This is a genomic window from Achromobacter sp., from assembly GCF_050285565.1.
Lineage (GTDB): Bacteria > Pseudomonadota > Gammaproteobacteria > Burkholderiales > Burkholderiaceae_B > Achromobacter.
In genome coordinates, this window is sequence record NZ_JBLZXG010000001.1 from 318,929 (window position 1) to 342,468 (window position 23,540).

The 23,540-nt window shown below is 67.6% G+C and carries 19 protein-coding genes and 1 other RNA gene; 4 read left to right on the plus strand and 16 right to left on the minus strand.

Annotation, left to right across the window (positions count from 1 at the left end):
- The 4 genes from ACN6O8_RS01390 (at position 1) to ACN6O8_RS01405 (ending at position 3,454) form a co-directional block, all read left to right on the plus strand.
- Positions 1 to 717 carry an MOSC domain-containing protein gene (locus ACN6O8_RS01390; RefSeq protein WP_427989299.1) on the plus strand — a complete coding sequence of 239 codons (717 nt, stop codon included), beginning with the start codon at positions 1 to 3 and terminating at the stop codon, positions 715 to 717.
- Positions 714 to 1,907: a lytic murein transglycosylase gene (locus tag ACN6O8_RS01395; protein WP_427989300.1), complete on the plus strand. Its 1,194-nt coding sequence runs from the start codon at positions 714 to 716 to the stop codon at positions 1,905 to 1,907. Before ACN6O8_RS01390 ends, ACN6O8_RS01395 begins: the two co-directional genes overlap by 4 nt.
- Positions 1,908 to 2,029: 122 nt before the next feature.
- On the plus strand, positions 2,030 to 2,443 hold the full coding sequence (locus tag ACN6O8_RS01400) for a YidB family protein (protein WP_427989301.1): 414 nt from the start codon (positions 2,030 to 2,032) through the stop codon (positions 2,441 to 2,443).
- Between the two features lie 63 nt (positions 2,444 to 2,506).
- Complete coding sequence (locus ACN6O8_RS01405; RefSeq protein WP_427989302.1) at positions 2,507 to 3,454, plus strand: DUF4434 domain-containing protein; 948 nt, start codon at positions 2,507 to 2,509, stop codon at positions 3,452 to 3,454.
- A 12-nt stretch (positions 3,455 to 3,466) separates the two neighbouring features.
- Here the strand turns inward: ACN6O8_RS01405 and ACN6O8_RS01410 are convergent, their stop codons facing one another.
- The 16 genes from ACN6O8_RS01410 to ompA form a co-directional block, all read right to left on the minus strand.
- The gene (locus tag ACN6O8_RS01410) at positions 3,467 to 4,597 is read right to left on the minus strand and encodes an acyl-CoA dehydrogenase family protein (RefSeq protein ID WP_427989303.1); all 1,131 of its coding nucleotides are present in this window, start codon (positions 4,595 to 4,597) and stop codon (positions 3,467 to 3,469) included.
- Between the two features lie 9 nt (positions 4,598 to 4,606).
- Complete coding sequence (locus tag ACN6O8_RS01415) at positions 4,607 to 5,281, minus strand: alginate O-acetyltransferase AlgF (RefSeq protein ID WP_427989304.1); 675 nt, start codon at positions 5,279 to 5,281, stop codon at positions 4,607 to 4,609.
- Entirely contained in the window at positions 5,278 to 6,753 is a 1,476-nt protein-coding gene (locus ACN6O8_RS01420) for an AMP-binding protein (RefSeq protein WP_427989305.1), read from the minus strand. Before ACN6O8_RS01420 ends, ACN6O8_RS01415 begins: the two co-directional genes overlap by 4 nt.
- 22 nt (positions 6,754 to 6,775) lie before the next feature.
- The gene (locus ACN6O8_RS01425) at positions 6,776 to 7,015 is read right to left on the minus strand and encodes an acyl carrier protein (protein WP_427989306.1); all 240 of its coding nucleotides are present in this window, start codon (positions 7,013 to 7,015) and stop codon (positions 6,776 to 6,778) included.
- A 25-nt stretch (positions 7,016 to 7,040) separates the two neighbouring features.
- On the minus strand, positions 7,041 to 8,621 hold the full coding sequence (locus ACN6O8_RS01430; protein ID WP_427989307.1) for an MBOAT family O-acyltransferase: 1,581 nt from the start codon (positions 8,619 to 8,621) through the stop codon (positions 7,041 to 7,043).
- A gap of 6 nt (positions 8,622 to 8,627) precedes the next feature.
- Positions 8,628 to 9,728, minus strand: a complete 1,101-nt coding sequence (locus ACN6O8_RS01435; RefSeq protein ID WP_427989308.1) for an alginate O-acetyltransferase AlgX-related protein — start codon at positions 9,726 to 9,728, stop codon at positions 8,628 to 8,630.
- Between the two features lie 4 nt (positions 9,729 to 9,732).
- Positions 9,733 to 10,731 (minus strand): alginate O-acetyltransferase AlgX-related protein, encoded by a 999-nt coding sequence (locus tag ACN6O8_RS01440; RefSeq protein WP_427989309.1) that lies wholly within the window; start codon positions 10,729 to 10,731, stop codon positions 9,733 to 9,735.
- Between the two features lie 37 nt (positions 10,732 to 10,768).
- Positions 10,769 to 13,504, minus strand: a complete 2,736-nt coding sequence (locus ACN6O8_RS01445; RefSeq protein WP_427989310.1) for an NfrA family protein — start codon at positions 13,502 to 13,504, stop codon at positions 10,769 to 10,771.
- The gene (locus ACN6O8_RS01450; protein ID WP_427989311.1) at positions 13,501 to 15,198 is read right to left on the minus strand and encodes a glycosyl transferase family protein; all 1,698 of its coding nucleotides are present in this window, start codon (positions 15,196 to 15,198) and stop codon (positions 13,501 to 13,503) included. Before ACN6O8_RS01450 ends, ACN6O8_RS01445 begins: the two co-directional genes overlap by 4 nt.
- 18 nt (positions 15,199 to 15,216) lie before the next feature.
- Positions 15,217 to 17,430: a hypothetical protein gene (locus ACN6O8_RS01455; protein WP_427989312.1), complete on the minus strand. Its 2,214-nt coding sequence runs from the start codon at positions 17,428 to 17,430 to the stop codon at positions 15,217 to 15,219.
- Between the two features lie 35 nt (positions 17,431 to 17,465).
- Positions 17,466 to 18,626: a non-hydrolyzing UDP-N-acetylglucosamine 2-epimerase gene (wecB, locus tag ACN6O8_RS01460; RefSeq protein WP_427989313.1), complete on the minus strand. Its 1,161-nt coding sequence runs from the start codon at positions 18,624 to 18,626 to the stop codon at positions 17,466 to 17,468.
- A gap of 588 nt (positions 18,627 to 19,214) precedes the next feature.
- Positions 19,215 to 19,603, minus strand: a transfer-messenger RNA (tmRNA) gene (gene ssrA / locus ACN6O8_RS01465).
- Between the two features lie 89 nt (positions 19,604 to 19,692).
- The gene (locus ACN6O8_RS01470; protein ID WP_427989314.1) at positions 19,693 to 20,868 is read right to left on the minus strand and encodes an MFS transporter; all 1,176 of its coding nucleotides are present in this window, start codon (positions 20,866 to 20,868) and stop codon (positions 19,693 to 19,695) included.
- Positions 20,869 to 21,270: 402 nt separating this feature from the next.
- On the minus strand, positions 21,271 to 21,945 hold the full coding sequence (locus ACN6O8_RS01475) for an HAD-IA family hydrolase (protein WP_427989315.1): 675 nt from the start codon (positions 21,943 to 21,945) through the stop codon (positions 21,271 to 21,273).
- The gene (gene ubiG / locus ACN6O8_RS01480; RefSeq protein ID WP_427989316.1) at positions 21,942 to 22,670 is read right to left on the minus strand and encodes a bifunctional 2-polyprenyl-6-hydroxyphenol methylase/3-demethylubiquinol 3-O-methyltransferase UbiG; all 729 of its coding nucleotides are present in this window, start codon (positions 22,668 to 22,670) and stop codon (positions 21,942 to 21,944) included. The genes ACN6O8_RS01475 and ubiG overlap by 4 nt, the downstream gene beginning before the upstream one ends.
- Positions 22,671 to 22,816: 146 nt before the next feature.
- The gene (ompA, locus tag ACN6O8_RS01485) at positions 22,817 to 23,413 is read right to left on the minus strand and encodes an outer membrane protein OmpA (RefSeq protein WP_427989317.1); all 597 of its coding nucleotides are present in this window, start codon (positions 23,411 to 23,413) and stop codon (positions 22,817 to 22,819) included.
- Positions 23,414 to 23,540: the final 127 nt, after the last annotated feature.

Below are 23,540 nucleotides of genomic sequence, written 5' to 3' on the forward strand. Positions count from 1 at the left end.
ATGGATATCGTCATCGACGCATTGCTGACGGGCGCGGTGCGCCCGCTGGGGGACTCCGGCCGCGATAGCGGCATCGACAAGCATCCGGTGGCCGGGCCGCTGTGGCTCGGCCCGGAAGGGCTGCGTGGCGACGCGCAGGCAGACCGGCGCTTTCATGGCGGCCCCGAAAAGGCGCTGCATCATTACGCGCGGGAACATTATCCAGACTGGCTGCGCGAACTGGGCGAGCGAGCCGTGCTGCGCGCGCCGGGCGCGTTCGGCGAAAACCTCTCCACCACCGGCATGACCGAGCACGACGTCTGCGTGGGCGACGTCTATGCGGCGGGCGAGGCGTTGATCCAGGTGTCGCAGGCGCGCCAGCCGTGTTGGAAGCTGAACCACCGTTTCGGGCACGCCGGCATGTCGGCGCGGGTTCAGGCCAGCGGCAAGACCGGCTGGTACTACCGCGTGCTGCGCGAGGGCTGGCTGGCGCCGGGCGCGACACTGGCGCTGCGTGACCGACCCCATCCGCAATGGACGCTGGCCCGCGTCCAGGACATTCTCAACCGCCGGGTGCTGGACGTGCCCACGCTGACCGAGCTGGCCGCGCTGCCGGCGTTGTCGCCCAACTGGCGCGCACTGTTCGAAAAGCGCGCCCGCCTGGGCCTGGTCGAAGACTGGCAACCGCGCCTGCAAGGCGAGGCGCCCGATCCCTCCGCAGGAACGCCCACGACATGAAAACCCGCTACGCCGCGTCCCTGGCCGCGCTTGCCTTGACCTTGTCTCCCGCCGCCCAGGGCGCCGACAGCTTCGCGGCCTGCCTGGCCGGTCTGCGCGCGCCGGCGGCCAAGGCCGGCGTGTCCGGCGCCACGTTCGACACGCACACCGCCTCTCTCGCGCCCGACATGGCGGTGATCGACCTGCTCGATGCCCAACCCGAATTCAAGACGCCGATCTGGGACTACATGGCGGCCCTGGTCGACGACGAGCGTGTCGCCGATGGCAAGGACGGCATGGCGCGCTGGCGCGCCGAACTCGATCGCGCCGCCGCGCGCTACGGCGTGGATCCGGCCACCATCGCGGCGGTGTGGGGCGTCGAAAGCAATTATGGTCGTACCCTGGGCGGGCGGCCCTTGTTGACGTCGTTGTCGACGCTGTCGTGTTTCGGCCGGCGGCAGGCGTATTTCCGTGGCGAGTTCTACGCCACGCTCAAGATCATCCAGGACGAGCATATCGACCCCGACAGGCTCAAGGGATCGTGGGCCGGGGCCTTCGGCCAGACCCAGTTCATGCCGTCGACCTATCTGCGGCTGGCGGTGGATTTCGACGGCGACGGCCGGCGCGATCTGGTCGACAGTGTGCCGGACGCGCTCGCCTCCACCGCCAATTTCCTCAAGCGCGCCGGCTGGAGCGGCGGCCTGGACTGGGGTTACGAGGTCAGGCTGCCCGCGGCGATGAGCACCGCCGGCGCCGGCCGCAAGAATAAGCATCCGCTGGGGTTCTGGCGCGGCCAGGGCGTGACACGCGCGGACGGCTCGCCGTTGCCGCCGGGCCAGACCCCGGCGGGCCTGCTGCTGCCGGCCGGGCCGAACGGGCCGGCCTTCCTGGTGACGCGCAACTTCGATGCGCTGTACGCGTACAACGCGGCCGAGAGCTACGCGCTGGCGATCGCGCACCTGTCCGACCGCCTGCGGGGCGGGGCGCCGCTGGCGCAGGCCTGGCCGACCGACGACCCTGGCCTGTCGCGCGCCGAGCGGCGCGAGCTGCAGCGGCTCCTGATCGCCCGCGGCTATGAACTGGGCGAACCCGATGGCATGATCGGTGCACGTACCCGCGAGGCCCTGCGCGCGGCGCAGCCCGCCCTGGGCCTGCCCGCCGATGGCCGTGCCGGCCAGAAGGCGTTGCGGGCCCTGCGGCGAGCGGACTGAGGCGGTGGCAGGCGCTTGCCAAAGGACAAGTTTTGCAAAGATCGGCGGCGCGGCCCGTTGCATGACCGAATGCGCCGCGCCGTGGGCCTATACTGGATTTCCGATTTTCCTGGAGTACGGCGATGAGTCTATTGGATACCTTGGCCTCGATGGCCGGCGGCGGCCAGCAAGGCGGCTCGGCCGCGTTGTTGCCGGCCCTGATCGAACAATTGAACAAATACCCGGGCGGTCTGTCCGGCCTGATCGCCAGCTTCCAGCAAGGCGGGCTGGGCGAGATCATCGCGTCGTGGATCGGCCAGGGCCAGAACCTGCCGGTCAGCGCCGACCAGCTCGGCCGGGTGCTGGATCCGGGCGTGGTCGAGGAACTGGCGGCCAAGACCGGCCAGGACACCGGTTCGGTGCTGGGTGCGCTGTCCGCGCTGCTGCCGCAGTTGGTGGACAAAGTCACCCCCGATGGCGCGGTCCAGCCGGGCCAGTCCTTCAACCCGAGCGACCTGCTGGCCTCGCTGTCGGGCCTGTTCGGCAATCGCGGCTGATTCCGCCACACGGGTTCTGTCCTGACGCGCCCGCGGCTTTCCTCCCCGACGCGCCGCCGCCTGTTGCAGGCGGCGGCGCTGGGCGCGCTCGCGCCGCTGGCGGCCTGCGCGCCGCCGATCTCGCTGAACGCGACCTTCCTGCAACTCTGGCTCAGCCACCTCGACCTGACGCGCGCGCAATGGCGCCAACGCTTTGCCGTCTACCGGCGGCTGGGTTGCCGCGAGGTCTTCCTGCAGTGGGCCGGCCTGGAGGGCGGGCGGCCGGATGACTGGATGGCGCCCCAGCCGATGCTGGAGGCCATCTTCGACGAGGCTGACCGCAACGGCCTGGGGGTGCATGTGGGCCTGCCCTACGACCAGCGCTGGTGGAATATGCTGGCCGCGCCCGACGATGCGGCGCTGGCCGCCTACCTGGATCACACCCGTGAGCGGGGCGTGGCCTACATGCGCGCCGCCGCCTGGCCCCGGCGCCGCAATTTCCGTGGCTGGTACGTGCCTTACGAACTTGAGCAGTACAACTGGGCCCGGCCCGAACGCCAGGCGCTCCTGGCGCCATGGCTGGGCGCCTTCACCCAGGCCTCGCTGGCGAGCTGCCATCGTGTTCCGTCGGTGTCGACCTATCACAGCCGGCTCGGTGGCAATGGTTCCTTGATGCAGTTGTGGTCGCGGATACTGGACGAGGTGCGCATCCATCCGATGATCCAGGACGGGGTGGGCGTGGCGGGCCTGGCCAATTATCGGGCGCTGGAACCGCTGCACGACATGCTGCTCAAGCGCCGCGCCGCGTTCGACCTGGTCATGGAGCTGTTCGAGGAGCTGCCGTCGGGGAGCACGGACGGCACCACGTTCAAGGCCCGTTCGGCCGATTTCAGCCGGGTCCGGCAGCAGTGGGACGTGGCCCGCGGCTATGGCGCCAAGCGCATCGTGGCGTTCGCGGTCGACCCCTGGGTGATCGGCGACACGCCCGAGGCGCGCGCGCTGATGGCCGCCTGGATGGCGGCGCGCGCCTGACAGCGGGCGGCTTCAGGCAAAGCCGCGGCCGATGATCTCCCGCATGATTTCGCTGGTGCCGCCGAACAGGCGCAGCGCGCGCGCGTCCGCCCAGGCGCGGCCGATGCCATATTCGGCCATGTAGCCATAGCCGCCATATAGCTGTAGCAGCTCGTCCAGGATCGCGCCTTGCATTTCCGTGGCGTTGAGCTTGGCGATGGCCGCGCGCGTGGCGTCGAGTTCGCCGGCCATGTGCCGTTCCAGGCAGTCGTCCAGGAACACGCGCAGCATGGTGCTCTGGGCGCGCGCGCTGGCCAGCTTGAAGCGTGAGTTTTGGTAGTCGATGACGCGACGGCCAAAGACCTTGCGGTTGCGGGTGTATTCGGCGGCTTCCTCGATCATGCCTTCGAGCGAGGCGCCGGCGCGCAGCGCGATCGCAAGCCGTTCGCGCGCCAGTTCCTGCGTCAGGTAGCCGAAGGCGCCGTTTTCCTGTCCCAGCAGGCAATCGGCTGGCACCCGCACGTCATCGAAATACAGTTCGCAGGTGTCCTGGCAGTGCTGGCCGATCTTGCTCAACGGCAAGCCCTTGGTGTAGCCGGGCAAGTTCTCTTCGACGCAGAACAGCGACAGGCCGCGCGCGCCCAGGTCGGGATCGGTACTGGCCAGCACGATGGCCAGGCCGGCATTGACGCCGTTGGTGATGAACGTCTTCTGGCCGCTCAGCACATAGTGTGCACCGTCGCGACGGGCGCGGGTCCGCACCGCTTTCAGGTCGCTGCCCGCGCCGGGCTCGGTCAAGGCAATGGCGCCGATCACCTCGCCGCGCGTCATGGCCGGCAGCCAGCGTGCCTTTTGCGCGGTCGTGCCGAAGGCATCCAGGTAGGGCGCCACCATGTCCGAGTGGATCGAAAACCCGATGCCGAGATAATTCGCGCGCGCCAGTTCCTCGATGACGACCGCCGCATGGCCGAAATCGCCGCCCAGGCCGTAGGGCTCGGGCAATGCGCAATTCAGCAGTCCTTCCTCGCCGGCCCGGCGCCACAGCGCACGCGGCACAATGCCCGCCCGTTCCCATTCGGCATAGTGAGGCGCGATCTCCGCCGCGATGAAGCGCCGGACCTGGTCGCGCAACAGTTCGTGGTCGTCCCGGAATACGCGGCGCATGCGGCCTCCTTACTTGGTATAGGGATCCGTGGCGCTGCTCTGGCCGTGCAGGATGGGGGCGGTGGCGCTGCCGGTGAGGAACAGGCTGTAGTGGTCGCCCGGTTGCAGGGCCGGCAGGGCCAGCGAGGGCGAGACCACCGTGCCGCAGCCCGCCGCCAGCGTAGCGCTGACCGGGTTGATGGCGCGCGCCGCCGCCGCGCCCGGCTTGACGTCCTGGAACAGCGTGGGGCCGGCCGGACTGACTTCGAGCCTGGCGCCGGGGCAATCGGCCGCCAGGTTGTAGAAGCGCAGCTCGGCCTTGAGCGCGTCCTGCGCGCCATTGCTGTCGTCGATCGCCACATAGGTCAGGTTGACGCCGTCGCGGCGCACCACCAGGGTGGTGAAGGTGTCGGGCTTGACCTGCACGCTGGCCGCCGGCCTGCCGTCAAGCAGCAGGTTGAACGGCTGGTTGCCCTTGACGATGGCATAGGTGCTGGCGGGCCGGGTCGGGCTGATCTCCTGCGACGGGCCGTTGGCAATCTGCACGCGTACCGGGCCGGTCTCGGGATTGACGACGCGCACGAACGACGAGCCCGCGGGCGGGCGCGCGGCATAGAGCTGCGCCAGCACGCCCTCGGCGTGCGCGGCGCCCCCGGCAATGGCCAACGCCAGCGCCAGGGCGGGGAAGGGAATGCGACGGGTCATGCTTGCGGCTCCGGTTTCTTGCTCAGGCGGGCGTCGAGATACATGCGTTCGAGCTGCTTGCGATCCGCCTTGTCGGTGCTGGTCGTCGGGAAGCGGTGGCACGCCACCAGTTCGGAAGGGATCATGTAAGGAGGCAACTTGCGCCCCAGCGCGGCCTTCCAGCCTTGCAGCGCCGCCGGCAGCGGCTGCAGGCCCGCGGGGCCGGCCTCGGCGGGTTCGACGAACCCGATCAGACGGATGATAGCGCCATCGGGCCGCCGCAGCGCGACCGTGGCGCCGGCGCGCGCACCGGGCAGGGCGGCGATGGCGGCGTCGATCTCGGCCAGTTCGATGCGGTAGCCGTGCAGCTTGATCTGATCGTCGACGCGGCCGCGGAACGTCACCAGGCCGCGCGCGTCGATCTCGCCCAGGTCGCCGCTGCGGTAGCCGCGCTTGCCGTTGCGCCTGAACATGCGCGAGGCGTTCAGGTCGGGGCGGTTGAGGTAGCCGCGCATGACGTGGTCGCCGGCAATGCTGATCTCGCCGTTCTCGATGAAGACCTCGGCATAGGGTTTGGCGCGGCCGATGGGGAAGGGATTGGGCGCCTGGGCGCGCAGGGCCGGATCGATCTCGACCCAGGTGGTCGAGCAGGTGGCCTCGGTGGGCCCATACGAGTTGATGATGCGCACGTCGGGAAAGCGTTGCCACAGTTCTTCGGCCAGCGCCGGTGTCAGCGACTCGGCGCCGAATACGAAGACCCGCAGTTGTGGCAGATGGGCGTGGTCGAAGTCCGGGTTGAACAACTGCTGGCGCACGAACGACGGGGTCGAGGCCCAGACATTGACGCCGGTCTCGGCCAGGTAGCGCACGAAGCCGTCGCGCTGCGCGATGGTCTCGCGCGGGCACAGCACGCAGGCGCCGCCCAGCTCCAGCGCGCCGACCCAGTTGAACAGCGAGAAGTCGAAGCTGAACAGCATCTGATCCATGAATGCCGGCGCCGCGCCCAGGTCGAGGCAGTCGCGGATCCAGCCGGCGAAGAGGCTGACGCTTTCGCGTCCGATCTGCACGCCCTTGGGGTCGCCGGTGCTGCCCGAGGTGAACATGATGTAGGCCAGGTCGGCCTCGGCCAGCGGCGCGGGGCTGGCGCAGCCCGTGCGGAAGGTGCCGGCCTGGGCGTCATAGCGCAACCCGGCGCGCACCAGCTCGCCGATGCGGGCAATGCGTTCGGGCGGGTTGATGACGTCCACGGGCACGAACGGCACCCGCAGCCGCAGGCAGCCCAGGATCGCCACCAGGAAGGCGGCTTCCTTGTGGCCGGATATCACCAGCGGCACGCCGGCCGTGACGCCGGCCCGCAAGGCCTGCTGTTCCCAGGCCTGGGTGGCGGCCCGCAACGCGCCCCAGGAGAGCGCGCCGCGCGCGTCGACCACTGCGACGGCATCGGCGCCCACGCCGGTCTCGGCGAAATCGCAGGCGTTGAAATCGAAACGCATGATGCAGCCCCCAAGTAAGGCGTCAGACGCGGGCGTGCTCCGCGATGAACGCCGCCAGCGTGTGCACCGATTCCAGGTGGACGTCGATCTCGGTGGGCGGGATCTTGCAGCCGAACTGGCGCTCCACCGCCAGCGCCACATCGACGGCGGCCAGCGAGTCGACCAGCCCTGATTCGATCAGCAGGGTGTCGGAATCGACCTTGGTGAGGATAATGCCTTCGATCAGCTCGGCGACCTTGGCTTCGATGTCGTTGATGTCCATGACGTACTCCGCGACCGCGCCGCGGTCAGAATTGGAAATAGAGGAACCGGGTTTCCTTGTGCAGGTTCACCAGGCAGAAAAACAGCAGGGTCAGCATCACGGCCAGCCAGGCCAGGTTGGGGCGCCAGCGCAGCCAGGGCGACGGCGCTTCCTGCTGCCTGAACAGCGCTGGCGAGTAGCGGCCCAGGATCTGGTGCGCGTTCGGCGCGAACCAGGCGATACCCAGCAGCGTCACAGCATAGATCAGCTGCAGGTGATGGCCGACCAGCACGCGCCAGGCGTCCCCCCAGGCCAGGCCACCGACATGGGCGGCCAGATCCAGCGTTTCCATGCCGCGCAGCCCGATCATGCCCTGCATCAGCAGCATGGCGTCGCCCACGCCATGGGCGCGGAAGAAGGCCTGCGCCACCAGTACCGCGACGAAAGTCAGCAGCACGCAGGCGGCGCGCACGATCATGCCCTGGTTGCGCGCGGCCGCGGGCTTGCGGCCGACCACGAAGATGCGCCAGGCGTGGTTCACCGACAGGTACAGGGCGTGCAGCAGGCCGAACACCAGGAATTGGAAGCCGGCGCCGTGCCAGACGCCGGCCAGCGCCATCGTGAACAGCGTTGGCGTGACGATGCTGGCCAGGAAGCCGCCGGCCGTGGCCACGCCCTGGGCGCCGACCGGCAGGTTGCGGTCGGTGCGCCACTTCGACACGGCCATCGCCACGGGATAGTAGAGATAGGCAGTCAGGTAGCGCGTCAGCGTCATGTGCCAACGCGCCCAGAACTCGATGATGCTGCCGGCCTTGTAAGGCGAGTTGAAGTTCAGCGGGAAGCGGATGCCGAACATCTTGGCCAGGCCCAGCGCCATGTCCGAATAGCCGGAGAAGTCGAAGTACAGTTGCAACGCGTAGCACAGGCTGGCGCCCCACGCGCCCCAGAACTGCAGCTCGCCCGGCGCGGCGAAGCCGGCGTCGGCATAGGGCGCGATGCCATCGGCCAGCAGTACCTTCTTGGCCAGCCCGATCACGAACAGCATGCCGCCCACCGACAGGTTCTCGGCCTTGAAGCGGTAATTCTGGGGCTGCGCGAACTGCGGCATCATCTCCTTGTGATGCAGGATCGGGCCGGCGATCAGGTGCGGGAAGAAGGTCACGAACAACACATAACTGAGCAGGCTGCGCTCTTTCACCACGCCCGCGCGGCAATCCAGCAGATAGCCGATCTGGGTGAAGGTGAAGAACGAAATGCCCAGGGGCAGGACGATCGAGTCCATGGTCGAGCCGCTCATGCCCAGGTCGTTCAGGAAGTTGAGCAGCGTGGCGAAGTACTTGTAGTGGAACAGCAGCGCCAGGTCGGCGCCCACGCCCAGGCCCGCGATCAGGCCCTGGAGCTTTGGCCGCGCCGCCGTGCGCAGGATCAGCAGGCTGACCCCGAAGTTGAAGGCGATCGAACCCGCCAGCAGCAGCACGAATTGCGGATTCCACCAGCCGTAGAACACCAAGGACGTCAGGCACAGCCATAGCGCCGCCAGCCGCAGGTTGAAGCGGCCCGCGCCGTAGTAAACCGCCAGCGTGACGGGCAGGAAGATCAGCAGGAACAGGTACGAGTTAAATAGCATCTTGGGTCAGGGCAAACGGGCCAGCACGGCTTTTTCGTCATCGGTCAGCGGCAGCGACAGCGCCATTTCCGAAAACTCCCAGATCACCAGCTTCAGGCTCTTGGGCCATTGCTCGCGCTGCTTGAGCGCCACCAGCAAGGCTCCGGAAAACTGTCCGCCATCCAGGCTCAGGTTCCATACCTCGCGGCCCAGCCCCATGCCCAGCCGCTCGGCGAAATTGCTGCGGCGGCCGTTGGAACTGCCGGCCAGCAGCACTTGCACCGGCGGTGTGTCGTCCAGCAGGCCGCCGCTGCGCACCGGCTCGATTTTCCGCGGCGCGGCCAGATCCAGCTCGGGACGCCAGCCGGGCCGCGCCTGTTCCAGCCCGGCCAGCACGATCAGGTCGCCCATGCGCGGTTGCGGCGGGCCGGCCGGGTCTTCCTTGAAGGCCTGGGTGCCCGGGCCGCCCAGCAACGGCAGGGCGGCCTGGGCCACGCGCGCCGCCGCGGCCTGAGCGCCGCTCGCATTCAGGTGCACGTCGGTGCGGAAGTAGCGCGGCGCCTCGGACCGCGCCAGCGCCTCGCGCAGGTCGACGAACGGCACCCCCTGCGCCCGCAGGGCGGCCTGCCAGTCGTCCAGCGTGCGCCGCATGGGCAACGATACGGTCTGGCCGCACAGATGATCGGCTTCGATGCGCGATTTGTCGGGCACGGCCACCACCAGCACCTGCACCTGCCGCTGACGCAGTTCCGCCACCCAATGGCGCATCAGGCGCAGGCGTTCGTCGAACACGTGTACCCCGGGCCGCGGCCGCAGTCCGTCGCGATAGAACAGCCATTGCGGGCAGCCCATGGCGACCTGGTCGCCCAGGTCGCCGAACGCGCGGTAGCGGATCGCGGCATTCCAGGTGTTGAGCGCGTCCTGCGCAGGCAGGCGCAGCGACTGGTTCAGCGCGGTGCCCGCGGCGCCGTTCATCCAGGCCGTGGGCGCGATGTCCGCGGCGCTCAACCTGGCTTGCGCCAGGCACCACGCGCCCCAGCCCAGACCGAGCGCCAGCAGCACGCCGATCACGATGGCGTTGCGCCGATGGCCGGCCTCCGGCGGCGCAGTCTTGTCCGGTTGCGCCACGGCGCTACTGCCCCACCGCCGCCTTCATGCGGCCGCGCCAGGCGTCGGCGGTCATGATGGAGGCGTTGTCCCACAACCCCTTGGCATCCGGGCCCTGCGCGTAGGTGGGCTCGAACATCTGCCACACCAGCACCTGCGGCTTGTTCTGCTTGAAGGCGGGCGATTCCAGGTATTCGAGCAGCATGATCCAGTGGCCAACGTTGCCGGGTTTCCAATTCACCGAAACCGGACGGTCCAGCAGGTTGGACAGTTTTTGGGGAAAGCCAAAGTAGGGCTGCACCATGCTGTGACCGGTCACGTGAACCGGGGCCGGCGCGTCGTCGATCAGGCTCTGGTTGTCGGCCTGGCGGCGCACGGCGAAGGTTTCGCGTCCGGCCTGCTTGCGCTGGTCGGGCGTCAGGAACAGTTCGGCCAGATCGCCATAGCGGCGTTCATTGACCATGCTGCCCAGCGCCATGCCGGTGCCCGGCTTGCCCGCCAGGGTCTTCACGTCTTGTTTGATGCGCTGTGCCAGGGCCTCGGCGGTGGCGTCGGCGGCCGCCTGGGTCCAGTGCTGGTCGGTGCGGTAGAACACCTCCTGCCCGCCGTCCTTCACGCGGCGCAGCACGGCTTCGTCGTCGATGGTGGAGATGCCGGCGGCCTTGAGCTTGTCCTGGATGGTCTGATAGCGCTTCTTGACCTCGGCGCTCAGCGCCGTGCCGTCCGGCAGCTTGTCCTGGTAGAACAGGGTCTTGTCGGGCAGCACCAGCACTTCGAGTTGGACGCCCTTGGCGGCGAGCGCGTCGCGGGTCTCGCGTACCAGTTGGGTCGCGGCGTCGATGCCGCGTGTGTCCACCTGGGTCAGGCTGCCCCAGCCGGGAAACAGCCAATTTTCCTTGCCCTGGATGACGATGGACGAAGCCTGCTGCGCCTGCGAGGCGCCGGCGGCCAGCGCCAGCAGCGCAGCGCACAGGGCCGACGCCAGGCGCGGGCGGCGGGACAGGAACGGGGTCGGGGTAGTCATGCTCATGGACTCCTTCGTGAATATGTGTCGGCGCGACTCAGTAGGACAGGGTCAGATTGATGAACAGGCCCTTGGCGCGATCGGCCTGGCCGCCACCGATGTTGAAGCGGTATTGGGTGGTCAGGTCCAGGTAGGATCGCGGCGCGTTGTAGTGGTCTTCGCGGAACCAGTAGCGCAGGTTGAAGCCGGGGCCGGCGCCCATCGACCACGATGAGCCGTCGCCCAGCTGGGAATACGAGTCCGAGCCGCCGATGTCCAGGCCGGCCATGCGGTTCTTGTTCCAGAGCCAGTCGATGCCCACCACCGCGTAGGGGAAAAACACCAGGCGCTCGCTGATCGAATCCATCCGGTAGCTGCGGCCCACGCGCAGTTCGCCGGCGCCGAAGGCCTGGTCGCGCTTGATCTTGCCGGAGGTCTGGTCGGTATCGGCGCCGGTGGAATTGTTGCGCTTCCACAGGCGCGCGGACATGTCCTGCCAGGAATAGCCCGCCTGCACATAGCCCTCCATGGTGAACCAGTCGGGGCGGTCGATGCGTAGCGTGGTGCCTTCGTACAGGCCATAGGTGACGTAGGCGAGCCAGCCGCCGCTGCCGGCGTCGGCCTTGTAGTAGGCGGTCTGATTGCTGCGGTTCAGGCTGCAACGCAGGTCCGCCGGCGCCGGGCTGAACGAGCCCTTGCGCGTCGCGGTGCCCAGGTTGAACTGGCGTTCCAGGCCGAAGGTCAGGCCGACCTCGGTGGACGGCGTGAAGCGCATGCCCAGCGATCCCACGGTGGTGGGAATGCCGGAAATGCCCTGGTTCGCGGTCTCGGCCACGTCGATGGTGCCGCCGCAGGGGTCCGAGACCGTCTGGCTGGCGGTCTTGCCGCCCTTGTTGTACAGCGTGTTGGACAGCCGTCCATACAGCTCGAACGTGCGCGTCGACGAATTGAGGAAGTCCGATGGCCGCCAGAAGATCTCGGCGGTGCTGAACACCGCGTCCCCGGGCACCGTGATCGCCGCGCCGCCCAGTCCCGAAGAGGCCGGCCGCGCGCCACGGTAGCCGGTCGAGACGTAGCCGCCCCATTCGCGCGACAGCCCGGCGATGCCGCTGCGGGTGTCGAAGCGCTGCTGTGGCGTCAATTCCAGCCTGCCGGCGTCGGCCTCGTCGATGGCCTGCTTCAGTTTCTCCACCGCGCCGCGCTTGTCGCCGACGCCGGACAACGCATAGCCTTCATCCAGGATGACAGTGGGCGGCGCCTTGCCGGTGGCGCGGGCGGCCTGGAAATCCTGCAACGCCAGCCTGGGCTGGCCCATGCGTTGGTGCAGGTAGCCGCGCTGCATCAGCAGGGCAGGGTCATCGGGTTGCGCGGCCAGCGCCTCGCCCATGCGTTTCTCGGCTTCGGCCAGTTGCGCCGCGTTGCCCGCGGCCAGCGCGGTGGTCAGCAGGCGCTGCCGTTCCTTGTTGGCGGGATCCTGCTCCACGGCCTTGCGCGCCTGGGCGATGGCTTCCTGGTAGTCTTGGCGCGCGTAGGCGGCATAGGCCAGCGCGGCCGGACCGCCGCTGCCGGCGGCGTCGGACGGCAGCAGTTCGCAAGAGGTACCGTAAGGCGTGTCGCGGCAATCCTGCAGGGGCGGGGGGTAGTTCGCCAGCGTCAACGTGGCCGGCACCGTCGGCGCCGCGCGCGCCCGCTTCAGGCGTGCCATGGCGGCCTCGTCCTTGTTGCCGAGCGGTTCCAGCAACGCCAGCGCGCGTTTGGCCTCGCCCCCGGCAAGGGCGGCGTCGGCCGCGATCAGGCGCACGTTGCGGCGCTGGTCGTCGTCCAGCCAGTCCTGCTTGAGCGCCGCGTCGAAGTCGCCGTTGGCCAGCTCGGTCTTGCCCTGGCGTTGGCGCAGGTAGGCGCGCATCACCAGCGCCACCGTGTTCTCGTCGTCCTGCTTGAGCGCATCGGTGGCGGCGTCCTCGGCGGCGGCCAACTGGTTGTCCAGCATCAGCGCGGTCATCAGCAGCAGGCGATGGCTGGCGCTGTCCGGCGCCAGTGCCACGGCCTGGCGCGCCAGCGGCACCGCGTCGCCGGGGCGGTTGGCGATCAGCGCCTGATAGCCCTGCTCGGCGGGCTGGATCGCCAAGCGGCGCTTCATGGTGGCGCGGCGCGCGGTCAGGTCGTCCCTGTTGGGGGCGCCCAGCGCGATGGCCGTGTCGGCCGCGGCCTCGGCCTGGGCATATTTGCCCTGGGCTTGCAGCGCGTCCAGCCACAGTAGCGCCCACGCGCCCTGTTTGGGGTCGATGCGGAAAGCCTGCTCGGCGCCGCGCTGCGCGGCAGGGTAGTCGCCGCGGTTGTAGTCGGCGTAGGCGCGCGTGGCGATCGGGAATCCACGGCGGTAGGCGGCGGTGGTGGCGGGCGCGCCGGCGCCGGCCGCGGCCGGCGGGGCGCTGCGCGGCCGCAGGTTGGCGCGCGCCTGGCGCAAGGCGGGCGTATCGAGGCCGCTCTTGATGGCATCGGCGGCGGCCTTGTCGGCCTCTTGCAGCTTGCCCTGCTTTTGCAGCGCGTAGATCAGCAGCAGACGCAAGCGCTCGACGTCCGGGCGCAGAGCAATGGCCGATTCCGCCTGCCGCTGCGCCTGCGCGTAGTTGCCGGCGTCGTAACTCCTGTAGCCCTCGTCGGCGAGCTGGTAGGCGGCGCCCTCCAGCGGCGCTGGCGCGGCGCGCGGCGCTGACTGGGCGATGGCGGGCCCGGATTGGCCGGCGCAGGCCAGCGCGGCGGACAGCAGCAGCGAACGGGTCAATGGCTTCATGGGGACGCGGGTTTGTCTGCGGCGTGCGTCGGCGCGGTGTCGGCCTGCCCGCCCTGCTGGAAATGGATGGCTTCTTTCAGCGTGCCTTCATCGAGCCAGCCCTGCTCCATCAGGATTTCGCCCAGCGGCCGCTTGTCGCGCGACTGGATCTCGAGCGCGCGCGCCAGCTTGTCCTCGTCGATGGCTTGCCACGACAACAGCAGTTCTCCCAGCCGCTGGCGTTGTTGCGCCAACTGGTCGGTGGAGGGAAAGTCGTGCATGGTCTTGTCCCAGGCCAGCCGCTTGCCGGTGATCAGGTGGCCGATGAACAGCTTCCAGGCGCGCGCCGCCGCCATGGCGTTGATGAAGTTGCCCACGATCATGCGCGGTATCGACAGCAGCGCGTGCTCCCAGCCATACATGCGGCCGACGAAATAGCTGCGCTGCACCACCCGCAGCAGCAGCGCCACCGCGTTGATCCACATCAGCGTCACCAGCCAGCCGCCGGGCCGGAAGTACGACGGGTAGTACACCGTCCACCAGCCGAACAGGTCGGCCAGGTAGAACACGAAGAAATTGGCCAGCAGCAGGTAGGCCAGGATCGCGATGAACGACGTCACCAGGCCCTTGCGATCGCGGAACAACAGGTATCTGGTGGCCAGCGAGCCGGTCCAGCCCACCTGTTGCCAGCCCTGCAAGCCGATGCCCAGCGTCCAGCGTGCCTTCTGCCGGTAGGCGGTGCGGAAGGTGTTGGGGAAATACTCCCGCACCCCCAGCGGCATGTGGAGGCTGGATACCTTTTCCTTGCCCAGCCCGAACCAGGCGCGGCGCCGCGTCACGTATTCCACGCCGAACTTGCCGAAGATCTGCCGCATGCCGCGCTGCGCCAGCCGCGCGCCGATGTCGTAGTCCTCGGTCAAGGTGTCGGTGTTGAAGGGCTGGTTATTGGTCTCGGCCGCCAGCTCGACTAGCGCCCTGCGCGAAAAACAGGTGCCCACGCCGGCCGAGGGCACCATCTTCGACAGGCTCTCGCGCACCACCAGGTCCTTGGTGTGCCATTCGGCGAACTCGTCCATGTAGGTGCCGGCCACCAGTTCGTACCAATGGCGCTCCAGCGACGTCACCGGCAACTGGATGAAATCGATGCGCGGCAGCAGGTAGTTGTAGTACTTCAGCTCCAGCGGGTGCAGCACGTCTTCGCTGTCGTGCAGGATGACGCCGGCGAACGGCACCGGCTGCCTGGCGTCCTGGGCGAAGATGGCCTGCACGATCCAGTTCAGGCAGTCGGCCTTGCAGGTCGGGCCGTCGTGCGGCACTTCCACCCGGATCAGTTGGCGGTAGCGCCGCCGCATGCGCTCGACTTCCTTGATGGTGCGCTCATCGTTCTGGTAGGTGCCGGCGAAGATCATGTAGTTTTTGTATTCGAGCGTCGACACCATCGTCTCCAGCATCGAGGCGATGACGTCATACTCCAGCCAGGCGGGCACCATGATCGCCAGCGGCTGTTCTTCCTTCTCGCGCAACTGCGCGGCCGTCAGCGGCGCATAGCGGCGCTTGATCGTCAGCGCGCGCCGCAGTTCGCGCACCCAGTACCAGCCGTCGATGAACAGGTCATCCAGGCTCGAAAGCAGGATGATCACGCCAACGACGGCGGTCACGATCTCAAGGCCGCGGTAGTAGTCGGCGATGAGATAGGGCCAGTAAAGCGAGGACATGGGCGGCCGGATCCGGGTTTACTTGTTTGCCTTGTTCTTCCCGCGGCCGACGCGCATGGCGATAATCAGGATCAGCAGCAGCACCAGCAGGCCGACGCTCACCGCGGGCACGCTCCACGAGATGTAGCGGCGCCATTCGAAGAAGGCGCTTTCCCCGGCGCCGGGCGGGTGGCTGGCGTCGGGATTGCCACTGTCGATCCAGGCCACCGGGCCGGCGGCGCCGATCAGCGCGATGTTGCCGCGGTTCAACACGAACGGCGCATCCAGCATGCCGGCGTTCTGGCCCAGCGTATGCCACAGCACGCCGTCCTGGCCGCTGGCGCGGACGACCTCTGCCGTACTCAGGTGATCCAGTCCGGAGATATCCAGCCAGGTGGTGGTCTTGCCTCCCACGCGCAGTTGCTTGCGGTCGGTGACGGTCACCGTCGGTGTGGCGCCATCGACCGGCACCTCCATTGCCAGGAACGGGCGCGCCGGTTTGACGGACTGGCCGTTGGCGACCACCGACAGTTCGGCCCGGGTGGTGGAAATGCCGCTGGCCGCGGCGATGCCGATCAGGCGCTTGAGGTTGTCGGGCGCGCTTGCCAGATAACCGTCCGGCACGATCACTTGCGGCGTGCCGGCCAGCAGCGGCAGCAGACCGACGAAGGTGCCGTCCGGCTCGGCCGGTTCGGGTTTCACGTAGCTGGTCGGCAGCACGTTGACCGGATAGCCCTGCGGGATTTCGTTGCAGTCGACCGAGACCGGCTGGCGCTGGAACGTGACGCGCACCGCATTGGTGACGCCCAGCGCGTAGCCCGGCACGCGCGCGCTCAGGCGCTCGGGACGGCCGTCGGCGTTCAATTGCTTGGCCGCCAACAGAATGCCGTTCCAGAAGACCGAGGCCACCGGCCGCGTGGACGAGGCACCGGGCGCGGCCGCCACATCCATGACCAGCTCTCCCGGCATGCGGCCGTCGGCCGATATCGCGGCCAGGGGGAACGTCGTGGTCCAGTCGCCGCTGGCAACCACGTTGAAACTGTTGGGCGAGCCGCCCAGCGCCGTCAGGCGCAGGCCGCCGTCCTTGAAGGTCTCCGGCGGCATTGCCGTCTTGACCTGCACCTGGCGCGTTACCAGGATGCGGCGCCAGGCTGTGTCGAAGGCGCCCGCGCCTTGCGCGCCGGCATCGGCGGCCAGCGCGATCACGGCTTGCCGCCCCATCGCGGCCAGGCGGATTTCCTTGGATTGCAGGTCGGCGGCGGCCAGGGGCACGCGCCGCTCGCGCCAGGACGTGAACGCCGCCGCGGCATCGGCGTCGCTGGCCAGTTGCGATTGCAGGGCGTCCAGCGCTTCGTTCAACCTGGCGCGTAGCGCGGCGTCGGCGATCACTACGTCGCCGGCGACGGCGGGCGCGCCCATCACCAGCAATGCCCCGATTTCGGCGGGATTGGCGATCTTGTGGGTGCCATTGTCCCGCAGTGCGGCGAAGGCCGGGATCTGCGCCAGCCCCGGCGGCGTCTGCAGGCCGCGCGTGTCGATCTGGTCGCCCACCGAGGGGAAGGCGCGAACCGCGACGCGCTTGCCGGCGCGTTCCAGCGCCACGCCTACACGCCAGGCGCTGTCGAAGGCCGCTTGGTCGAGCTTGGCGCCACTCACGATCAGGGTCGGCTTGCCGGGCAGGGTGCCCCAGGCATCATCCAGGTTGCCGATGGCCGAGGCGTCGTAACGGTAGGTCAGGCGTGTGCGCGGCGAGATCGTCAGCGCGTTGGCGGTGGCGCGGTTGCTTTCGCAGTGGCGCAGCGCGATCTCCGACTGCCAATCCACGCCCACGCGCAGGAAACCGGTCTCGCGGCGGCGCGGATCCACCGTGTAGCCTTGCGCGATGCTGCCGTCGCCGTCGGCGATGCGTTGCGCATTCAGCGGTACGCCGTCGGCCCACAGCGCCAGGCTGGTGCGGCCGGGTTCGCCCTTGGTGTACTTGGCGTCGAAATTCAGCGTGGCGTCGGCGATCGGCACGCCACGCGGCACCGGCAGATAGAACTCCTGGCGCGCATCGCTGTTGCTCAGTACCACCGGCTCACTGATCCCCAGGTCCGCCAGCGTGGTGTTGCGCGTGACCCAATCGTCGCCTTGCAGTTGCCGCAGCGCGTCGCCGGCCGGGCTGGCCATCGCGCCCAGCGGCAGCAGCAGGCCGGCGGCCATGAGCGCGCGGCAGAGCACCTGGACGACGGGAAGGGAAGGGGGGAGTGGCATGGGGGCTCCAGGCAGGAAATTCAGGGCGAAGGGCATCAGGCCGCTGTGCCGGCGGCCGTTCCGTAGGGATCGAACTCCGAGACGGGCCGGCCGCACAGCGCGTCGACGATACGCGCGCTGGCCTTGCCGTCCCCGTAGGGATTGATGCGGCGCGAAAACGCAGCGTGCAGCGCGGAGTCATCCAGCAGCCGGTTGACTTCGGTGACGATGCGCCGCGTATCGGTGCCCACCAATGCCACCGTACCGGCCTGCACGGCTTCCGGGCGCTCGGTGACATCGCGCATCACCAGCACCGGCTTGCCCAGATATGGCGCTTCCTCCTGTACCCCGCCGGAATCGGTCAGGATGAGGTGCGCACGCTGCATGAACCAGACGAAGTCCAGGTAGTCCAGCGGATCGATCAGGTGGACGCGCTCCAGGCCGGCCAGGTCGGTCATCACGACATCGCGCACCTGCGGGTTCAGGTGCACGGGATAGACGATCTGCAGATCCTCGCGGCGGGCCAGCTCGGCCAGCGCCGCACAGATGTTCTTGAAACCGCCGCCGAAGCTCTCGCGCCGGTGACCGGTGACCAGCATCAGCCGGCGGCGCGGATCGAGCCAGTCGTAGCGGGTGGCCAATTCGCGCGCCAGCGGCCCTTCGGGTGCCAGCTTGGCGCAGGTCAGGGCCAGGGCGTCGATGACGGTGTTGCCGGTTACGGTGATACGGCCGGCCAGGTGCTCGCGCAGCAGATTGGCGCGCGATTGAGCGGTCGGCGCGAACAGCCAGTCGCCGATCGCGTCGACCACGCGACGGTTCATTTCTTCGGGGAAGGGCATCGCCAGATTGCCGGTGCGCAGGCCCGCTTCGACGTGGCCGATGCGGATGCGCCGATGGAACGCGGCCAGCGCACAGGCCGAGGCGGTGCTGGTATCGCCGTGCACCAGCACGTAGTCCGGCTGTTCGGTTTCCAGCACCTCGTCGACCCGGCTGATCAGGCGCGCGTACAGGCCGTTCAAGGTCTGGTTCGGCACCATGATGTCCAGATCGTGTTGCGCGCGCAGATCGAACAGCGCCAGCACCTGATCCAACATCTGGCGATGCTGGCCGGTCACACAGACCACGCAGCCGAGCTGGGACTCATGCTGCAAGGCGGCAACCAGGGGGGCCATTTTGATGGCTTCGGGACGCGTTCCGAATATGCAAAGTATCTTCATCGCAATCGAGTGGCCCCGGCCGGTGGCATTTTCTTGCGTTTATTATGTCTTGAGAGCATTCGTAATATGTGACGGAGTATTTCCCCAGATGCCGAATGGCTTGCAATAGTTCGCCAGATTGTCCTGACGACGTTGAAAGCGACCCGCGTCAAAGGGCATAAATGGGGTCGCATCAGGTTTCATTCACCTTTCAGATGTGTGGTGAGGGGCGTTCGGAATGGTTTCGTTTAGTTACTAATAACCCGGGATAATGCTTTGGAAATAATTCAAAAAATATTCCCTCAGCGCCTGCCGGGCGTATCAAATTTCTAAATGGTTTGCCATCTTTGAATGATGAAAAGCCGTGGAGGGTGGCTTGACCTTGCAGTGACTGCAGGCTTTTTCTTCACGGGATGGCGTGATCGGCTCGCCACGCCAACCGGCGCGCCCGTCTTGGATTTATTTTGAAAGCGCCGTTGGAAGCCCGCCACAGTCCGGCCCCTGTCGCGCCCGCTGCGCGGGGAGGCGCATGAGCGGGAACCTATCGATTGCGCGCAAAAAAAATGGCCGACCCGTCAAGGTCGGCCATTTGGCGCTACAGCGGAAATTTGGTGGAGCCGGGGGGAATTGAACCCCCGTCCGCAAGCCCTCCGCAACCAGTTCTACATGCGTAGTCGATTTATTTGGTTTTAACCCTGGACTTAGCCAACCGACAGGCCGGACCAGAGCGATTCACGTAATTTAAATTTGAACCGTGTGACCCCAGTGCAAACCGATTCCTTGTGAATGTCGCTGCTGCGGTTCGAGGGTTGCCCCCCTAGGAAGTTGCCTTCCTCCGCCTGACCCAAGGACAGATCAGTGCAGCGGCTCACCGCTTAAGCGGCGAGAGCGAAACGCTCGTCGTTGGCGTTTGTAGTGTTCCAGTGGTTTAACGAGCGTACTGGTGCTCGGCATGCCCTGAGTTGTTTCGCGACCCACGTCGAATCCGGATCGGCCCCAAGAACTTCCTATTGTACTGTTAAACGCGATAGTCCGCTGTATTTCCGCGCCTGCCCGCCTAAGCGTGGCGCCCACGCCTCAGCGCGGCTCAGGCGTTGACGCAGGCCGCCTTGGCGCCGGGCCGCGCGCGCGAAGCCGCCATCAGCACGAACGCCAGGCCCACCGATATCGCCACGATGATCGCCGCCGCCCAGCCCAGCGACGCCAGGCCGTATTGGTCGATCACGTGACCGCCCACCACCGCGCCCAGCCCAATGCCGATGTTGGCGCCAGAGATGTTGAGCGAGGCGGCGAAGGCGGGCGCTTCGGGGGCGGACTTCATCAACCGCACGTGGCAGACGATGAACAGCGCCGCCTGCGCGATGCCCCAGGCCGTCAGGACGATGGCGAGCAGCCCGTGCGACTGCATCACGGGTGCCACGAACGCCAGGCCGGCGGCCATCAGCGCGGAGAACAAGGCAGTGGCACCCAGCGGGCTGCGGTCGACCATGCGGCCCCCCAGGGTGTTGCCGATCAGCCCGACGGCGCCAAACGCCATCATGGTCCAGCCGACGATCTGGCCGTTGAAGCCGGCCAGCCGTTCCAGCATGTCCGCCAGATAGGTATAAGCGGTGAACATGCCGGTGAACACCAGCAGCGACAACAACACATGACCACCCACGATGGGATTGCGCAGGATGCGCAGTTGCGTCACCAGCTTTACGCTCTCGGCGCGGATGCGGGTGCGGGGAAAGGCCAGCAGCAGCAACAGCGCCTTGGCGAACGCCACCGCCGACAGCACGCCGAAGGCCGCGCGCCAGCCAAAGGCGTCGGAAATCAGCACGCCGATGGGAATGCCGAACACCGTGGCGGCGACGATGCCGAACGCCACCATCGAGATGGCGCGCCCGGCGCGGGCCGGGCCCACCAGTTCCACCGCGGTGGCGCTGGCCAGCGACCAGAACACCGGTAAGGCCAGCGCCGGCACGAAGCGGGCCACCGCCATCACCCAGATGTTCGGCGCCGCGGCCGCCAGGGCGTTGGACAGGCCGAACAGCACCAGCACGCTGATGAACAGGCGCTTGCGTTCGATATTGGCCATCAACGCGGTCAGCAACGGGCCGGTGGCGGCCACGGTAAAGGCGAACAGCGACACCAGCAGGCCGGCCTGGGACACCGTCACGTCGAGGTCGCGGGCCAGGCTGGGCAGCAGGCCGACGATCAGGAATTCAGTGGTCAGGATGGTGAAACCAGCGGCCGACAGTAACAGAATGGGCAAAAGCATGGGCAATTCCAGGTGCGCGCGAAGCCTTGCGGCAACGCGCGGTGAGCGGATCAAGGGTCTAAAAGGTCAGGGTTGCGCGCCGGGGAGACATCGGCGCGCGGGCGCAAGAGGGTGGCAAACCGTCGATGCGCAACGAGAATTGCCGTGCGGGCGCGGCCGCGCGGCGCCCGGTGTCGGCCGGGAAAGGCAATCGGGAGGGCCCCGGATTGCCTTGCATGGAACGTACTTTAGTTCACCCGTGCAGTGGGATAAACCCGTCTGCGCCGGATAAATTGTTCGGCCGGCGCCACTAATCCAGCTACTGAGCCAGCCACTGAGCCAGCCACTGAGCCGACCGAACCGCTGTCATCCCGGCGCGTGGCCGCCGCCACGGGCGGGCGGCCGCGCGCGGCTGGCGGCAGATCAGCGCAGGTCGCGCGGCAGCAACGGCTGGATCGCCGGCCACAGCTCGGCCGGCGTGTTGGCGCAGGTCTCGGCTTCCCAGGCGCTGATGTTGTCTTCTTCGCCGACGTAGCCGTAGGCGGCCGCGACCGCCGGCATGCCAGCGGCGTGCGCCGCCTGGATGTCGCGCAGGTCGTCGCCGACATAGACGCAGCGGTCGGTGCCAAAGCCGGCCTCGCGCGCGGCGTGCTGCAGCGGCAGCGGGTGCGGCTTGGCGTGGGCGGTGGTGTCGCCGCAGACCAGCACGGCGCTGTCGCGGGTCAAGTTCAGGTGCTCGACGATCGGCAGCGTCAGGTAGGTGACTTTGTTGGTCACGATGCCCCAGGCCAGGCCGCGTTGGCGGATGTCGGCCAGCAGCGCCTCGATGCCGGGAAACAGCTTGCTATGGACGGTCGAACTGGCGGCGTAATCTTCCAGGAACTGCAGTCGGGTCGGTTCGTATTCGTCATCGCCCGGGTTCAAGCCGAGCGCGACGCGCAGCAGGCCGCGTGCCCCCTGCGAAGCAACCGGGCGCAGTGTCTCGTAGGGCAGGGGAGCCAGTCCGCGGCGGGTGCGCTGCTGGTTGGCGGCAGCGGCCAGATCGGGGGCGGTGTCGGCCAGCGTGCCGTCGAAGTCGAACAGGATCAGGGCGCTCATTTGCGGGTAGCCATCAGGTAGTTGACCGAGGTGTCGGATGTCAGCGAGTAGATCTGGGTGATCGGGTTGTATTCCATGCCGCGCATGCCGACCGGCTCCAGGCCGGCGCCCCGGGCGGCGGCGGCCAACTCGCTCGGCTTGATGAACATGTCGTAGGTGTGGGTGCCGCGCGGCAGCAGGCGCAGCACGTATTCGGCGCCGATGATGGCGAACAGAAACGACTTCGGGTTGCGGTTCAGGGTCGAGAAGAAGACCCAGCCGCCCGGCTTGGTCAGCGCCGCGCAGGCGCGCACGATGGACGCCGGATCCGGCACGTGTTCCAGCATTTCCATGCAGGTCACCACGTCGTACTGGCCGGGCTGCTCGGCCGCCAACTGTTCCACCGGCACCTTGCGGTATTCGACTTTCACGCCCGATTCCAGCCCGTGCAGCTTGGCGATCTTGAGCGACTTGTCGGCCAGGTCGATGCCGGTGACGTCGGCGCCGGCGCGAGCCATGGCTTCGGACAGGATGCCGCCGCCGCAGCCCACGTCCAGCACCTTCCTGCCGGCCAGGCTGCCCACGCTTTCCTGGATCCATTCCAGGCGCAGGGGATTGATGGCGTGCAGGGGCTTGAACTCGCTTTCGGGATCCCACCAGCGGCTGGCCAGCGCGCCGAACTTGTCCAGTTCGGCCTGGTCGGCATTGACGGTGGCTTGGGCGGTGTCGGAGGTGTGGGAGTTCATGGGCGGTCCAGCATAAGGCGGCACTCTAAATATAGAGAGGGACGGCGGCGCCGGTGGGCGCCGGGGTGATTGCACCGCATTGGTGCAAGCCAGGCGAAAAAAAGGGCCTCGCTATGCGAGGCCCCTTATTGTAGCTAGTCCGGCAATTACTTGCGGCTACCCACGATTTCGATTTCAACGCGACGGTTTTGGGCGCGGCCTTCCTTCGTCTTGTTGGAAGCGATCGGGTTCTTCTTACCCTTGCCTTCCGTGTAGATACGGTTGGGATCGATGCCCTTGCTGACCAGGTAAGCCTTGACCGAAGCGGCACGACGCTCGGACAGCTTCTGGTTGTAGGCGTCCGTACCGATCGAGTCGGTGTGGCCGACGGCGATGATGGTTTCCAGCTCGATACCGCGAGCTTGCTGGGCGACTTGGTCGAGCAGCTGACGGCCTTCGGGCTTCAGGGTCGACTTGTCGAAGTCGAAGAACGTGTCAGCGTTGAACACGACCTTGGCCGCCATCGGGGCCGGCTTCGCCTTCTGCTGTTGAGCGACCGGAACGCCGTCGCAACCGGGGATGCCGGTGGCCGGGGTCCAGAACGCATCGCGCCAGCACAGTTCGTTCGTACCGTTCTTCCAAACGTTACCGAACGGATTGCGCCAGTTGTCCACCGTCTGCGGATAGGACTGGGCCGAGGCTACACCCGAGGCCGTGACGGCGGCGAAGGCGAGCGCCAGAGCGAATTTGGAGGGTTTGTTCATGTTTCTCCTCGTTGAGCTTGAAGCTGGATAAGTGACTCGCAGCGAACCCCCGCCGCATATCAGGAAAACGGGGCCAGTATAGCAACGCCAAGAGCTGGTTCAAAGGAATAGCTACTGGGTTTCCTGC

Excerpts from the sequence above, each read along its gene's own strand:
- ACN6O8_RS01390 (WP_427989299.1), top strand. The coding sequence starts at position 1 with ATGGATATCGTCATCGACGCATTGCTGACGGGCGCGGTGCGCCCGCTG.
- ACN6O8_RS01395 (WP_427989300.1), top strand. The coding sequence starts at position 714 with ATGAAAACCCGCTACGCCGCGTCCCTGGCCGCGCTTGCCTTGACCTTG.
- ACN6O8_RS01400 (WP_427989301.1), top strand. The coding sequence starts at position 2,030 with ATGAGTCTATTGGATACCTTGGCCTCGATGGCCGGCGGCGGCCAGCAA.
- ACN6O8_RS01410 (WP_427989303.1), bottom strand. The coding sequence starts at position 4,597 with ATGCGCCGCGTATTCCGGGACGACCACGAACTGTTGCGCGACCAGGTC.
- ACN6O8_RS01415 (WP_427989304.1), bottom strand. The coding sequence starts at position 5,281 with ATGACCCGTCGCATTCCCTTCCCCGCCCTGGCGCTGGCGTTGGCCATT.
- ACN6O8_RS01420 (WP_427989305.1), bottom strand. The coding sequence starts at position 6,753 with ATGCGTTTCGATTTCAACGCCTGCGATTTCGCCGAGACCGGCGTGGGC.
- ACN6O8_RS01425 (WP_427989306.1), bottom strand. The coding sequence starts at position 7,015 with ATGGACATCAACGACATCGAAGCCAAGGTCGCCGAGCTGATCGAAGGC.
- ACN6O8_RS01430 (WP_427989307.1), bottom strand. The coding sequence starts at position 8,621 with ATGCTATTTAACTCGTACCTGTTCCTGCTGATCTTCCTGCCCGTCACG.
- ACN6O8_RS01440 (WP_427989309.1), bottom strand. The coding sequence starts at position 10,731 with ATGACTACCCCGACCCCGTTCCTGTCCCGCCGCCCGCGCCTGGCGTCG.
- ACN6O8_RS01445 (WP_427989310.1), bottom strand. The coding sequence starts at position 13,504 with ATGAAGCCATTGACCCGTTCGCTGCTGCTGTCCGCCGCGCTGGCCTGC.
- ACN6O8_RS01450 (WP_427989311.1), bottom strand. The coding sequence starts at position 15,198 with ATGTCCTCGCTTTACTGGCCCTATCTCATCGCCGACTACTACCGCGGC.
- ACN6O8_RS01455 (WP_427989312.1), bottom strand. The coding sequence starts at position 17,430 with ATGCCACTCCCCCCTTCCCTTCCCGTCGTCCAGGTGCTCTGCCGCGCG.
- wecB (WP_427989313.1), bottom strand. The coding sequence starts at position 18,626 with ATGAAGATACTTTGCATATTCGGAACGCGTCCCGAAGCCATCAAAATG.
- ACN6O8_RS01470 (WP_427989314.1), bottom strand. The coding sequence starts at position 20,868 with ATGCTTTTGCCCATTCTGTTACTGTCGGCCGCTGGTTTCACCATCCTG.
- ACN6O8_RS01475 (WP_427989315.1), bottom strand. The coding sequence starts at position 21,945 with ATGAGCGCCCTGATCCTGTTCGACTTCGACGGCACGCTGGCCGACACC.
- ubiG (WP_427989316.1), bottom strand. The coding sequence starts at position 22,670 with ATGAACTCCCACACCTCCGACACCGCCCAAGCCACCGTCAATGCCGAC.
- ompA (WP_427989317.1), bottom strand. The coding sequence starts at position 23,413 with ATGAACAAACCCTCCAAATTCGCTCTGGCGCTCGCCTTCGCCGCCGTC.